The organism is Finegoldia sp. BIOML-A4, from assembly GCF_009679635.1.
In the GTDB taxonomy this organism is placed as follows: Bacteria; Bacillota; Clostridia; order Tissierellales; family Peptoniphilaceae; genus Finegoldia; species Finegoldia magna.
The window spans coordinates 13,603-28,006 of the sequence record NZ_WKZC01000010.1 but is presented as its reverse complement, the minus strand read 5'-3'; the positions used below and the strand labels follow the sequence as shown (position 1 = coordinate 28,006).

At 33.8% G+C, this 14,404-nt stretch carries 12 protein-coding genes; 3 read left to right on the top strand and 9 right to left on the bottom strand.

Annotated elements, in window-relative coordinates; all coding sequences use genetic code 11:
- The first annotated feature begins 39 nt into the window (after positions 1–39).
- Together GKG01_RS07490 and GKG01_RS07485 are read left to right on the top strand one after the other, a co-directional pair.
- Positions 40–876, top strand: a complete 837-nt coding sequence (locus GKG01_RS07490; protein WP_154271256.1) for an MIP/aquaporin family protein — start codon at positions 40–42, stop codon at positions 874–876.
- A 37-nt stretch (positions 877–913) separates the two neighbouring features.
- Positions 914–1,972, top strand: coding sequence for a methyltransferase domain-containing protein (locus GKG01_RS07485; protein WP_094206697.1), 1,059 nt, complete (start codon positions 914–916; stop codon positions 1,970–1,972).
- A 56-nt stretch (positions 1,973–2,028) separates the two neighbouring features.
- On the opposite strand, the gene GKG01_RS09190 is transcribed toward GKG01_RS07485, so the two are convergent.
- The 9 genes from GKG01_RS09190 to GKG01_RS07445 all read right to left on the bottom strand — a co-directional run bounded on the left by GKG01_RS09190 (position 2,029) and on the right by GKG01_RS07445 (position 12,895).
- Entirely contained in the window at positions 2,029–2,655 is a 627-nt protein-coding gene (locus tag GKG01_RS09190) for a Fic family protein (RefSeq protein WP_347233099.1), read from the bottom strand.
- Positions 2,622–3,071 carry a hypothetical protein gene (locus GKG01_RS09185; RefSeq protein WP_241684727.1) on the bottom strand — a complete coding sequence of 150 codons (450 nt, stop codon included), beginning with the start codon at positions 3,069–3,071 and terminating at the stop codon, positions 2,622–2,624. The genes GKG01_RS09190 and GKG01_RS09185 overlap by 34 nt, the downstream gene beginning before the upstream one ends.
- 157 nt (positions 3,072–3,228) lie before the next feature.
- A complete protein-coding gene (locus GKG01_RS07475; protein WP_154271254.1) occupies positions 3,229–4,959 on the bottom strand; it encodes a proline--tRNA ligase in 1,731 nt (576 codons plus the stop codon).
- Positions 4,960–5,226: 267 nt separating this feature from the next.
- Positions 5,227–7,560, bottom strand: coding sequence for a hypothetical protein (locus tag GKG01_RS07470; protein WP_154271252.1), 2,334 nt, complete (start codon positions 7,558–7,560; stop codon positions 5,227–5,229).
- An 11-nt stretch (positions 7,561–7,571) separates the two neighbouring features.
- Positions 7,572–9,626, bottom strand: a complete 2,055-nt coding sequence (locus GKG01_RS07465) for an MMPL family transporter (protein ID WP_154271251.1) — start codon at positions 9,624–9,626, stop codon at positions 7,572–7,574.
- Positions 9,627–9,639: 13 nt separating this feature from the next.
- Positions 9,640–10,230 carry a TetR/AcrR family transcriptional regulator gene (locus GKG01_RS07460; RefSeq protein WP_094206692.1) on the bottom strand — a complete coding sequence of 197 codons (591 nt, stop codon included), beginning with the start codon at positions 10,228–10,230 and terminating at the stop codon, positions 9,640–9,642.
- A 303-nt stretch (positions 10,231–10,533) separates the two neighbouring features.
- Positions 10,534–11,790: an adenylosuccinate synthase gene (locus GKG01_RS07455; protein WP_154271249.1), complete on the bottom strand. Its 1,257-nt coding sequence runs from the start codon at positions 11,788–11,790 to the stop codon at positions 10,534–10,536.
- Positions 11,791–12,059: 269 nt separating this feature from the next.
- Positions 12,060–12,299, bottom strand: coding sequence for a hypothetical protein (locus GKG01_RS07450; protein WP_102164407.1), 240 nt, complete (start codon positions 12,297–12,299; stop codon positions 12,060–12,062).
- 98 nt (positions 12,300–12,397) lie between these two features.
- Positions 12,398–12,895 (bottom strand): nucleoside 2-deoxyribosyltransferase, encoded by a 498-nt coding sequence (locus GKG01_RS07445; protein WP_102164408.1) that lies wholly within the window; start codon positions 12,893–12,895, stop codon positions 12,398–12,400.
- Between the two features lie 132 nt (positions 12,896–13,027).
- Between GKG01_RS07445 and GKG01_RS07440 the strand changes: the two genes are divergently transcribed.
- Positions 13,028–14,059, top strand: coding sequence for a M42 family metallopeptidase (locus GKG01_RS07440; protein WP_094206688.1), 1,032 nt, complete (start codon positions 13,028–13,030; stop codon positions 14,057–14,059).
- The last annotated feature ends 345 nt before the right edge of the window (positions 14,060–14,404 follow it).

Below are 14,404 nucleotides of genomic sequence, written 5' to 3'. Positions count from 1 at the left end.
GATAATGTTTATCGTTAAATAGTTTCTGGAGGTGAACTAATGAGTTCAGAAGATAACAATTGTTGCTGCGAAGTCGTGACGAAAGAAAGCCTCATTCAAGGATTTACAGGAGAGATTATCGGTACATTTTTGATGTGCTTTTTGGGAATTGGCTCTGTAGCCACAGCTACATTGTTCCAAGCTCACACAGGTCCATTCCAAGTTGGTATCGTGTGGGGTCTTGCAATCGCTATTGCGATTTACGCTACTAGAAACTTGTCTTGTGCGCACTTCAACCCAGCGGTTACTTTTGCAATGTGTATTTCAAAAAGATGTTCATGGAAGAATTTCCCTGTATACATATTTGGTCAATTCATTGGAGCTATTCTAGCTGCAAGTGCGCTTTGGATATTTTTCGCTGATTCCGTGAGAGAAAATTTAGCTGCAGCTAATTTAACAATGGATGTTGCAACTCCTGCATCTAGTATTTGGTGTGAAGTATTCCCTAACACAGCAAACGGCGTAATCAGTATGCCTGTTGCGGCTTTCGCAGAAGCTCTAGGAGTTTTCATTTTGGTTATGATTATTTTCTCAATGACTGAAGGTTGTAACATTGGTAGACCAAGCGACGATTTGTTCCCATTATTTATCGGTCTAACAGTTGCCGCTTTGATATGTACAATTGGTCCTATGACTGATGCAGGACTTAATCCAGCGAGAGATTTCGGCCCAAGAATCGTGGCGTATTTTGTTGGATGGAAAAACATCGCATTCACAATGGATGCATTCATAGTTTATGTACTTGCTCCACTAATCGGGGCAGGACTTGCAGCGATTTTCTTTACAAAAGTAATCGAACCAATGCAAAACTCAAAAAATAGTTGCGGTTGCAATTAATGATATAATAATATTAGAATAACATTAGGAGGTATTTATGGAAGATATTAGAAAACAAGTTTCAGAATATTACAGCAATATAACTACAGAAAAAGAAGGCAAAATGCAAACTCAAATCTGTAGTTGTTCGGATAGTATGCCACTTCATATCAAAAAAATAAGAGGAATGGTTAATCCTGAACTTTTGAAGAGATTTTACGGTTGTGGCTCTCCAATTCCATCAGCACTTGAAGGATGTACTGTGTTGGATTTGGGATGTGGAACAGGGGTCGATGTGTATGTCGCTTCTAAATTAGTCGGTGAAAACGGAAAAGTAATCGGCGTCGACATGACAGATGATCAATTGGATTTTGCCAGAAAATATCAAGACCAAATGGCTGAAAAATTTGGCTACAAGAAATCAAACGTAGAGTTTAAGAAAGGCTACATCGAAGATTTGAAATCTATAGGAATAGAAGATGAATCTGTAGATGTTGTAATCAGTAACTGCGTTATCAACCTTTCTCCATTCAAGGAAGAAGTGTTCAAAGAAGTGTGGAGAGTTTTGAAAAAAGGTGGAGAATTGTACTTCTCAGACATTTTCGCTGACAGAAGGGTTTCTGATGAAATATACCAAAACCCTGTATTACGTGGTGAATGTTTAGCCGGTGCGATGTATGTAGAAGATTTCAGAAGATTATTGCATAAAATCGGCTGGGAAGATTTCAGATATACTAAAATTACAAAGGCACCAATCGAAAACAGAAAAATCGAAGAATTAGTCGGCAATGTGAACTTCACATCAAGAACTGTAAGAGCAGTGAAATTACCAGGAATTATAGAAGATAGATGCGAACAATACGGACAATTCGTAACTTATCGTGGAGGTATTTTAGGTAGCGAACACTACTTCGACCTAGATGACCACCACAGATTCTATAAAGATTTGCCAATGGCAGTGTGTGGAAATAGCTGCGCAATGATCGAAGAAACTAGATTTAAAAAATACTTCGATGTCGTTGGAGATAGAACAAATCACTTTGGTTTGTTCGATGGTTGTGACGGCCCAGGAAATGAATGTGATTGTGATGGAAACAGCGGTTCTTGCTGCTGCTAATTATAAAAATATAAGCTGTGAGATAGTCTCACAGCTTTTTTTATTTTTCGCTAGTATCACTCTTTAATATATTTAGTTGCTCTTCCACTACCTATTTGTTTAATTAATTGTGTGTCTTTTAATTCTTTCAAGGCTCTTTCAATGGTTCTTTGAGAAATATCTGGACAAAGCATAACAATATCAGATTTTGACAATGGTTTTAACGTTTTTTCGAAAATCTTCATAACTCTCTCAGCAGATGTCAAAGATTTTTCTCCGATAAGTCTGAATCTCTCATCACACTCAACATACGCTTTGTAAATAACAGATAACATATATTTTATAAATGGCAACTCGTTATTTTCTCCAGAATGCCAATTCTTGCTTGATGATTGTAATTGTTCATAATACATGTCCTTAGTATCTTCAATTATCATTTCCAAGGAAATATATTTTCCTACAAAGAAACCATTTTTGTATAAAAGTAAAAGCGTCAAAAGCCTTGACATTCTACCATTTCCATCATAAAAAGGGTGAATGCACAAAAAATCATGCACCACAGATGAAATTAATAACAATGGTGGTACTTTTAATTTTACGGCTTCATCATAAGCACTTATCATTTTATCGATATAATTTTCCGTTTCAAATGCAGACACTGGCTGAAACCTTATCTTTTTCTCTCCAAATGCATTTGTTTCCACAATGCTATTATCGATAGTTTTGAACTCCCTTTATGACTTTCAGAAGAGTAATAATACAACCTACTATGAAGAGTCAATATATTATTTTTCGTAAAGTCAATATCTGAATAATTTTCGTGGATAATATCCAGCACTTCCCTATATCCATATATTTCTTCTTCATTTCTATTTCTAGGTTCACTTTTTTTCTTCATTAACTCTTCTAATCTACTATCATTTGTAGAAATTCCTTCGATTGCATTAGAAGATTTTGTTGACTGAATCTTCGCAACCTCCACCATCTTTTCAAGTACATCAGAAAAATTTGCCACATAAAGTTCCTGTTTGCCTTTATATTCGTAAATTTTTGATATCAAATCATACATATTCGCAGGAATATTTAGATTTAATAATTTTGAATAATCAAACTCTCTCATACATTCTCACCATCTTTCTCGCCATTATACCATAAATGGCGTAGATAAATCAATATTGGCGAGATTAATCTCGCCATATTTATCAATTTGGCGTAGATAAACAAAAAGTGGCGAGAAAAAAACTACGAGCCTTATCGCCCGTAGTTCTCATTATAAATTATCTGTACAATCCACCAACTGATTTTAAGTTAAGATTGATGATTTCCATTACTTTTTCGTAAGCTTCTGTTGATGACATTTCTACATTTTCAAGTGTTTTTCTTTCAGAAAATTCTACTATGTCATCAGATGCTTTCTTTCCTACAGTTATTCTTAGTGGGATTCCTATTAAGTCACGGTCGTTGAATTTTACTCCTACTCTTTCTTTTCTGTCATCAAGTAGAACTTCTACTCCTTGAAGAAGTAACTTTTCGTAAAGTTTTTCTGCAAGTGTATTTTGTTCTTCATTCTTTGTGTTAACAACTGTGATGATTACGTGATATGGCGCTACAACTAATGGCCAAATCATTCCCTTGTCGTCATGGTTTTGTTCTACAATTGCGCTGACACTTCTTGTTACGCCGATTCCGTATGATCCCATCCAGAAGAATTGTTCTTTTCCATTTTCGTCCAAGAATGTTGCATTCATGCTCTTGGAATATTTTTGTCCCAATTGGAAGATATTTCCAACTTCGATTCCTCTTTTAAATTTCAATGGAGATTTTGTTTCAGGATCGATATCCCCTTCTTGTACCATCAATAAATCTTCTACGATTTCTCCTTCGAAATCATCTCCATAGTTTACATTTTTGATGTGGTAGTTTTCTTCATTCGCTCCAACGACGAAGTTTTTCATTTGTGTAACTCTTGAGTCAATTATGATTCTTGAATCTAGTCCGATTGGTCCAGTAAATCCTGGTGAACTGTTCAAAGCCAAGATGTCTTTTTCTTCCATCATTTCTATTTCGTGTTCTGGACATTTCAAATAACTTACAAGTTTGGACATGTTAAGTTCACGATCTCCTGGAATAAATACAATTACAGGTTTCCCTTCAACCATTAAATCGACTGCTTTCAAACAATGTGCAGGGTCGACTTTTAAGAAATCACTTACTTCTTCAATTGTTTTGCAATTTGGTGTTAGAACTTTTTCTGATGGAAGTTTTTCTACATTTTCATCTTCAACTTTGTAATATACATAAGCTTTTTCGTCAGTCGCTGCGAAATCACTGTCATCGCTGTAGCAAATCACACCTTCACCTACATCACTAAGTGCGATAAATTCGTGCGAACTGTTACCACCCATGGCACCGCTGTCTCCTGCTACGATTTTGTATTCCAAACCAAGTCTATTGAATACAACTTCATACGCTCTCCACATATTCATGTAAGCTTCACGCATCGCTTCTTCATCTACATCAAATGTGTAAGAGTCTTCCATCAAAAATTCTCTGGAACGGTTGATTCCAAATCTTGGTCTTTTTTCATCACGGTATTTTGTTTGGATTTGATAAATATTAAGTGGAAGTTGCTTGTAGCTTTTGATTTCACCTTTTACTAAATCTGTAAAATATTCTTCAGCTGTTGGTCCAAGGCAGAATTCACGATTATTTCTGTCTTGCAGCTTGAACATTTCCGGTCCAAATGTCTTCCATCTTCCCGATTCTTCCCAGATTTCACGAGGTTGAGTTATAGGCATGTGGATTTCTTGTGAACCGTAGTTGTCCATTTCTTCACGAACGATGTTTTCTACCTTTCTTACAATTCGATATCCCAATGGCAAATAACTGTACAATCCTGCTGCCGTTTTTCTAATCATGCCAGCTCTTAATAGAAGCTTGTGGCTTGCTATTTCTGCATCTTGTGGATCCTCTCTTAAAGTTGGCATATAAAATTTATTCATTCTCATAATTTACATGTTCCTTTCTTTGGTGTATTTAATATGTATCTAAAAAAAGATCCTCCGTCACGAAGACGAAGGATCGCTATACCACTTCTAGTTTGTTAGTTATAAGGTGACAACCCTATGATTTTGACATAATCTCCGAGTTAGGTTCATTCTATCGTAAATGAAAGTTTCCACCTTACACTTTCTCTCTGAAAAATCGTATAGAACTAATATTCTCTTCATCGATACATTAGATTGTATCAGAATAGAATGTTTTTGTAAAGATTACTATTTTATTTTTTCAACAATTCTTGATTTTGTTTCAAAATTATTGTCCGTTCCTGTGAATGAAGAATCTTTAACTGCCAAATCACTCATAGCGTCAATAATATCTTTGAATTTGTTCAAATCTTTTGTCTTGTTGGATAATTCATCAATTCCTTTTTCTTTGTATTCTTTTAATTTGGAACTGAATTCTTTTTGTCCAGAAGCAAGCTTGTCGCTACCTGATTTTAATTGTCCAGTTGATGAATCTAATTTTCCAAGTCCATCGTTTAACATATTGATTGCGTTACTCATTGGAATGATTGCTTTTTCATTGATTTGTGACAATGAAGATAAAAGAGCTGATTGTTTGTTGAATTCTTGTAATCCACCAGATAATTTTGATGAGCCTTCAACTAACGCACTTGAATTCTTGTCCAATTCTTCCATTCCATTCAAAAGCATTGCCATTGCTTTTTCGTTTTGCAATGTTCCTTCTTTTAATGTTTGTGATCCACCTTTGATTTGACCTGTTGCATCGTCAAGTTTGTCGATGGAATCTTTCAATGTTGATAATCCGTCTGCGCCATTCAATGCGCCACCCATTTGTCCCAATCCTTGAGATAATTGGTTAGAAGAATCTACAAGTTTTGCTTTTGATTGATTCATAGCGGCAGATGTTCTCATAAGTGCATTGGATAAATCAGCGTTTCCTTGTGATAATGCACTTGAACTTTGAGCTAATTGTGCCAATGCTGCTTGTAATTGTTGTTGCCCAGCATTTTGTGAACCAGCATTTCTAATGGATTCTGCTTGAACGTACATTACATTTTTTTGTGCTTGAAGATATGCAATTGTATCGTTTAGTTGTCCTTCTTCATTGTTTGCTTGTAATTGTTGGATTGCATTGTTCAATCCTTCTGCTGAGCTTTCAAGTCCAAGTGCGATTTTTTCTGCACTTGCACTTGTCTCAGCACCACCTGCAAGTTGTGCAACTTGTTGTAATTTTTCGTTGAATTGTGCGCTTGAATCTTTTAATTGTTGAGATTTTCCTGAAATTTGTTCAACTGTATCTGCTAATTGACCATAACTTCCTGCCAAACCATTCAAACCATTTGATAATTGTGATGATTTTTCAAGTAGTTGGTCTTTTTGCGCAGTCATTTCTTTCATATTTTCAGTTCCAGCTCTTAATTGTGAAGTCGCATCTTTTAATTTGCCAACTCCATTGTCCAAATCAGTCGCACCTTTGGCTAATTTTTCGGAGCCTTCTTTGATTTTAGCTGTGTTTTCTTTGATTTTAGCTACAGCAGCTGTGTAGTCAGAAATTCCGTTGTACAATTTCAAGCTACCGTCATTCATTTGAGCTACATAACCTTGGATAGGACCTACTTTTGATTGTATTCCTGAAAATTTACCTTGCATTTGTTGTGTAGATGATGCAAGTTTTTGTGAACCCGAGTGAAGTTTTGTAACTCCTGTTTGCATTTGTGAAATTCCTGAGTTTAGTTTGTCTTGTCCTTCAGATAATTTAACTGATGCATCTACAAGTTTTTGTGAATTATCTTGTAATTCTTTAACACCGTTTTGAAGTTTGTCCAATGAATCGATATTTTTCTTTTCTTGGAAGAATTCGTTAGTGATTACAGAGTAGATTTCTACTGGTTTGTAATCTTTAATATCCATTTCAACTGAAACTTCGTCTTTGAAGTTGTCCAATTCTTTGTCTTCTACAATTCCTGTTAAGTTTTGTTTCATACCTGGTGTCATAACTGTAGTTACTATTTCGTTCTTGCCATCTTTTACAACTTTGATATCGTCTGATGTGACGTTTTCTACTTTTTCATCGTCAAATGTCATCGCTGCTACAACGACATATGGTGAATATACATTTCTTGATTGTCCGTCAATTGTTTTGGCTTCGTATCTGTTATTTTTAGAAGTGATTACAATCTTCAAATGACCAGACTTACCTTCCAATTCAGAAGCTTTCATTTCTTTTCCATCTAAGAAGTATTTTACAGATACATCCACTGGAAGTTTTTTGTCAGTGTCACCTTTGTAGTAGATGTCTTTTTTGTTTTCGTCTAATTTCAAATATCCGTTTTCAGATTTTAGTTCTTTGTCTGTTTTCAAATCTTTTACATTTGTCAAATTAGATTTGTCGTTCGCTTTTATATTTTTATCTGAATTTAACCACACAGAAACTGATTTGTCTTTGATTTCGTTGCCTTCTACTGTTACATAAACTGTTTCTGATTTTTTGATTAAATCTTGTTGTTCTGCAAATGATAGGTTAGCAAATGTCATTGAAGATACTAATGACAAGGCTAAGATTTTTTCAATTTTTTTCTTCATAGTCTTCTCCTTTACGCTAAATTTTTAGTTGTTTTCTTGATAAATGGGAATGTAACACTCAATATTGCTGGAAGTAATATTATGATTACAAGCATACTGATGATTGCTCCCCTAGCCAATAATGTACATATTGTGGATACTATTTCCATTTTTGAATAAATTCCTACACCAACTGTCGCTGCCATGAATGATAAGGCACTTGTAACAATTGATTTAGATGTTTCTCTTACCGATGTTTTCAACGAACCATTTACATCTTTAGTCTTTCGATATTCGAACAAGAATCTGTCCGTCATTAATATAGAATAATCTATCGTAGATCCTAATTGAATTACGCCGATTACTATCGATGTAATAAACGGAATTGTTTGGTTGAGGTAGAATGGGATTGCCATGTTGATTTGAATTGCAAGTTCTATGGCTGCTATCAATACAACTGGAATTCCAAATGATTTGAACGATATTGCGATGATTATGAATACTGCAATTAATGATGCTATATTAACCATCTTGAAGTCTTGATCGGAAATATCTGTCAAATCGTCTGTAAGAACAGCTTCACCTGTCAAATATCCTTCCTTGTCGTGTTTTGCAATTACATCACGCATTTGTGTGATTTGTTTGTCTACTTCGTCAGATGCTGTTTGGTATTCTGAATTAACCATAAGCATTTCGTAGCCGTTTTTTACGAAGTTATCTCTGAGTTTGTCTGGCAAGAATGTCGCAGGAATTGTAACACCTGTGATTGAATTCGTTCCGACAACTGCAGTGATACCGTCGATGTGTTCTAACTCATCAATCATAGAATCCATAGCAGTGTTAGATAAATTATCTTTTACTACGATAAAATGAGTACTTGCCATATTGTAGTCTTTCTTCATTTTATTAAGAGATACAATAGAGTCCAAATCTTGTGGCAATGATCTATCCAAGTTGTAGTATAATTTTGTGTTTACAGATCCGTAAATTGCTGGAATGAACAACACTACAAATACTAATGCCAACACTTTTCTCTTGTCTACGACGAAGTTTGGTAATTTGGTAAATTCTGGAAGTAATACTTTGTGATTGTATTTGTCCACAGCTTTTTCTGTAAGAAGTAGCATTGGTGGAAGAACAACCAAAGTAGATAAAAGTCCGATGAATACACCCTTGCTCATTACAAGACCGATATCTTTACCCAACGATAATCTCATCAATATCAAAACCAAGAATCCTGCAAAGGTTGTAAGTGAAGATGAGAACAACGATGAGAATGTCGCTTCAATAGCTTTTGCCATTGCCTTCTTATGTGTGTCTCTCTTTTTCTTTTCCGCTGCATATCTATGATACAAGAAAATCGAATAATCCATCGTAACGGCAAGTTGCAACACCGCTGCAATCGCCTTAGTAATGTAGGATATTTGTCCTAAGAATATATTAGTCCCAAAATTATAAATAACAGCATATCCTATATTCAACATAAACACGAATGGAATTACAGTCGATTCATTCGTCAAGCTCAACACCACAAGTCCAAGTGCCACAGCAAGCATTACATAAATCGGAGTTTCCTTGTCAATCAAATCCTTTGTGTCTTTTACAAGAGCACTAATACCACTCAAGTATTTTTCTTTGGATTCGATTTGTTTGATTTGATCTATCGCCTTCATAGTTCTCATTGAAGATGACGATTCGCTAAACTTAACCATCATTAAAGTACTATCTTTTGCATAGAACACATCTCTAATATCATCTGGCAAAAATTCATTAGGAACAGTTGGCCCTAAAATTGAAGTCTTGGATATAACATCCTCAACCCCGTCGATTTTTTGCACTTCTTCTCTTAATTTCTCGGCATCGTTGTCTGTGCCTTTTAAAATCAACATCCCAGTAGCTGCATTTTTGAAATCTTTGTCCAAAATAGTTTGACCTTGAGTTGATTTCAAATCAGTTGGCAAATAAGACAAAATATCGTAATTGATATTTGTTGCCTTATAACCAATTATTGATGGAATCAACAACAAAGTCATAACCAAAAGCACTAACTTAGGATGATTAGCTATAAATTCTGAAAATTTCTTCATGTAAAAATCACCCTTATCTATTTAAAATTTGTTTAATAACTTCAACCAAAACAGACTTCATTTCATCAATAGATAAAATGGAATCCTTTCTGATTGCAAGCTTACAAGTCGAAATCACAGTCTCAATCGTCAAAGAAAGAATATATAATTTTTGTGAATCAGAATATTCTTTTGAGAACAACTGTGAATACTTGTTCAAAATATATTTCAGAGCAGTGTCTGTTTCAGAAAATCTCTTATCATTTTCTACCTTAGCATACAACGCCCAGTTCAAATTACTCGCAACAAGTTCAAACTCAAAAGGATTAGCAATATAATAATCAATAATATAATCCAAAAAACTAATAAACCTTTCAACATGATCTTCTTGCGTACATTTCTTCTCAGTTTCCACCACCAAATCTGTAAGCTTCTTCAGGACGATTTGTTCCTTCAAATCTTCCTTATCCTTAAAATAAGAATAAAAAGTTCCCAATCCCAAATCAGTGTTGCTCATAATATCTCTGATAGTCGTCTTATCAACGCCTTTTTTCTCAAACATCTTAACTGCAGACTGAATTATTTGTAATTTATTATCTTTTTTCTTTTCGTCCAAATACGACACAACTAACCTCCTTTCATCTATTGAACACTGTTCATTTCTTTTGACGTTTTATATTGTAACACTTTTTTGAACTATGTTCAACATTTTTCCTAAATTTTTTTATTTTTATTTTTTCGTTTTAAAACATTGAAAATCCAACATTTGTTTTGCAAATTTCGTTTTTATTTGATATTTTTCAATTTCATAAAACAAAATTTTTGAAATTTTGTAACATTTTTTTATAAATTTTCCGGGATTGGAGTCTGATGTGAATTTGGACAAAAAAATACCGTGGAGCTAGTCCACGATATAATTTGTAATATTTTATTTTATATTCATGATAAAATCTCTTTTTTCCATAATTTCTTCTGTTTTTGGACCATAAGAAACGTAAGAGATTTCTGTGTCTAATTCTTTTTCAATGAATGTCATGTATTTCAAGAAGTTTACTTCGAACACATCATCCCAACCGTCAAATTCTTTGTAAATTGGCTTAGCTTTTTTGAAATCATTTGAAATGAATGGCATTTTTTGTTCTATACCATCAATTTCATATCCAACGCATACTTTTACCTTGTCGTAGCCGTTTAATACGTCTGCTTTTGTCATGACAATTGAGTTGATTTTGCTCTTTTTGATTGCATAACGTAATTGTGCAAGGTCAATCCAACCTACACGTCTGTTTCTTCCAGTTGTAGCTCCGAATTCATTTCCTAATTTTCTAAGCTTGTCAGCTTCTTCATCGAACAATTCTGTTGGAAATTCTCCTTCCCCAACTCTGGATGTGTATGCTTTTACAACTCCCATGATTGTGTCATCATCAGTTAATGTAACATCTGCTGCTGATGTGCTGTAAGCAGTTGTTGTGCTTGATGTAACGTATGGATATGTTCCTGAGTCTAAGTCAAGCATAATTCCTTGTGCACCTTCGAAAAGAACTTTTTTGTTTTTGATTTCATCTTCGATTTCAGATGCTGATGTGAATGTAACGCCCAATTTTAATAATTGGTCGAACTTGTCAAGCAAATAATTTACTGTTTCGTCGACATCGATGTGCATTTTGCCTTCGTAGATGTTGTTTTTCAAATAAACTATTTCTTCAACGCGTTCTCTTAGCAATTCATCGTCAAACAAATCAATAATTCTAACGTTTTGTCTAGCAGCTTTGTCTTGATAAGCAGGTCCTATACCTCTTTTTGTAGTTCCGATAGGATTTTTTCTCATAGATTCCAACAATCCGTCTTCTTCTTTGTGGTAAGGTAGAACGATAAATGTTTCTACATCGACCATAAATCTCTTGGAAATTCCTGGGAAATCAGCTTCCAAAACCTTCAACTCTTCAATCATTTGTTCTAATTCGATTACCATTCCTTTTGCCAAGAATCCCTTAGAATCTGTGTCAAAAGTTATAGATGGTAGTAAATGATGTACGTACTTTTTGTCTTTAAAATAAATAGTATGTCCTGCGTTGGCACCACCTGAAGATCTTACAATAATATCATTAAATTTGGAAAAGTAATTTACAACCTTTCCCTTACCTTCGTCTCCCCATTGTGCACCAATTATCGCTAATTTATTCATAACAACTTCCTTTCAAATTATTAGATTCATTTAACTGTTAAGTTAACTACAAATCACAACTACTAATTATACCATATTCCAACATTTAAAAATAGTATAAAACAGGTAATTTGACTGATTTGTTATTTTGAATTATTCTTTCATTTATATTATACACCAAGTTAGATCTAATTCTGATACCAACAAAAAAGTCCTCACCAAATCTCTACCAAAATCCAATGAGAACTTCTGAAAAGTCACTGATAAGAATATTTCAATTTGCTATTAAATCATATTAAAATTACGAAAATTACGTAAAAAATTACTAGCACGGAAATTGATCCAATTTTTAACTTTTTTGATGTTTCCGACAAAAATGTATCTGCGGCTAAACTAAAAATATTAATTCCCACTAAAAGAATCAATGTGATTTTTGATATTTCAATATTTTTCTTGTTAACTATAAACATTAAAATTAATGTTATCAAATAAATTAATTTGCATATTGCAGATAAGTACTTTCTTCTCATTCTTCTCCCTCTTGATAATGAATATTCTTATCACTTATATAATAATTTTTTATTTATCATTTGTCAATAAAAAACTAGCTATTTCTAGCTAGCTTTTTCTAATATTCCTTTTTAATAATATCCACGATTTTGTTTTTGTAATCGTCTGTGTTTGGATAACCTACGATGAAGTATCCCTTGTCTTTAACTTGTCCGATTATCATTTGGTTTCTGTATAATTTGTTCTCTCCAGTTCCCAAATATCTCATGTCTGTCACAAAACCAATTATAATTCTTTTCTTGTCAGTCAATTTGTATTCTTCTTCGTAATCTTTCATCACAGAAAAAGCCATGATTTCTCCTGCAACACCATCGTCAATCGACAATCCATCAAGACAAGCTATCAAAACATCTGCTTCTTTTAACTTCGCCATATCATTTCTTGCAATGTCGATGTCAGTGATTGTAGCATCATTGTCTTTTTTGTTGTTTATCGAATCATTTCGTTGTGGCACATACAAATCAATGTCCACTTCTTTCTCTATAAATCTCGCCAAATCTTCAGTCCAACGAAACATAGCGTCGTTGAAGAAATGTGATGCAAAATATCCTTTCATTTTTCACCTCAATTAATTTTATCATATATTTGGTTTGTAAAATTTTAGTTAAAACATTAACCCTCACTTTAAAGATTGAAACAATGTGATTATATGTGGTATCATAAAAATATATTTTAGGAGGTTCTCAATATGGAAAATTTAGATTTTTTACAAGAAATTTTAATGACTTCTTCTCCATCTGGCGACACTAAAGTCGTTATGGAAAAAGTTAGAAAAAAATTCGAAGAATTAGGAAAAGTTGAAATCAACTTCACTAACAAAGGTGCAATGGTTGTTACTCTTCGTGGTGAAACTGACGAAAAACAATCTACATTTGCAGCTCACGTGGATACATTGGGATTAATGGTTAAAGAAATCAAACCTAACGGAAGATTAAAAACATTCTTAGTAGGTGGATACGCATACAACTCTGTTGAAAATGAATACGTAACTATCTCTACAATGTCTGGCAAAAAATACACTGGTACATGCTTAAACGACAAACAATCAGTTCACGTTTACGGCCCAGAAGCTAAAAGCAACGAAAGAAATGCCAAGACAATGGAAATCAGAATCGACGAAAAGGTAGAATCAGCTGAAGATGTAGAAAAACTTGGAATCAATGTTGGTGATTTCATCTATTTGGATTCAAGAACACAATTAACAGAAAGTGGATTCGTAAAATCAAGACACTTAGATGACAAAGCTTGTGTATACGTATTGTATGAAACTGTAAGATATTTTGTAGAAAACAACATAACTCCAAAACACACTCTTAACTTCTTCATCTCAAACTACGAAGAAGTTGGTCACGGTGCATGTTACGGAATTCCAGAAGAAACTGACGAATTCATAGTTGTTGACATGGCTGCTCCTGGAGATGGACAAACATCTTCTGAATTTAAAACAACAATTTGTGCAGCAGATTCTACAGGTCCTTACGATTTAGAATTAAAAGAAAGATTAGTCAGAATTTGTGAAGAAAATAATATTCCTCACGCAGTTGACATCTATCCATTCTATGGATCAGACGGATCAGCAGCATTAGCAGCAGGATATAATTTGAGAGTTGCTTTGATTGGCCCTGGTGTTGATGCATCACACGCAATGGAAAGAACTCACCAAGAAGGATTACAAGCATCTATCGATTTATGTATAAAATACATCGAAGATAAGAAATAAATTGATTTGAATTAGCCGAATAATTCGGCTAATTTTTTTGTGCAAATAGCTTTATTTTGCTAAATTTCTTTGCAATCACCAATATACATTATCAACTTCACAAAAAATTTTCCCATATTTTTAAAATGCTATCTGTTTTCTTTTGGGAAAATTGCAGGAAAACATTGAGTAACTGGGGAAAATTTATTTTTATTAGAAAACTTGAACATATCAACATTTGTTTTCCTGAAAAAATATTTATCGAATAAAAATAAGCCTTCTGTGAAAACGGTACTCACAAAAATCATTCGTTTTCCTAATTTTTCTTTACAAAAATTTTTCAAAAAACTTTGAAAAAGTGCTTGA

Coding starts and splice junctions, on each gene's coding strand:
- GKG01_RS07490 (WP_154271256.1), top strand. CDS start 40: ATGAGTTCAGAAGATAACAATTGTTGCTGCGAAGTCGTGACGAAAGAA.
- GKG01_RS07485 (WP_094206697.1), top strand. CDS start 914: ATGGAAGATATTAGAAAACAAGTTTCAGAATATTACAGCAATATAACT.
- GKG01_RS09185 (WP_241684727.1), bottom strand. CDS start 3,071: ATGAGAGAGTTTGATTATTCAAAATTATTAAATCTAAATATTCCTGCG.
- GKG01_RS07475 (WP_154271254.1), bottom strand. CDS start 4,959: ATGAGAATGAATAAATTTTATATGCCAACTTTAAGAGAGGATCCACAA.
- GKG01_RS07470 (WP_154271252.1), bottom strand. CDS start 7,560: ATGAAGAAAAAAATTGAAAAAATCTTAGCCTTGTCATTAGTATCTTCA.
- GKG01_RS07465 (WP_154271251.1), bottom strand. CDS start 9,626: ATGAAGAAATTTTCAGAATTTATAGCTAATCATCCTAAGTTAGTGCTT.
- GKG01_RS07455 (WP_154271249.1), bottom strand. CDS start 11,790: ATGAATAAATTAGCGATAATTGGTGCACAATGGGGAGACGAAGGTAAG.
- GKG01_RS07450 (WP_102164407.1), bottom strand. CDS start 12,299: ATGAGAAGAAAGTACTTATCTGCAATATGCAAATTAATTTATTTGATA.
- GKG01_RS07445 (WP_102164408.1), bottom strand. CDS start 12,895: ATGAAAGGATATTTTGCATCACATTTCTTCAACGACGCTATGTTTCGT.
- GKG01_RS07440 (WP_094206688.1), top strand. CDS start 13,028: ATGGAAAATTTAGATTTTTTACAAGAAATTTTAATGACTTCTTCTCCA.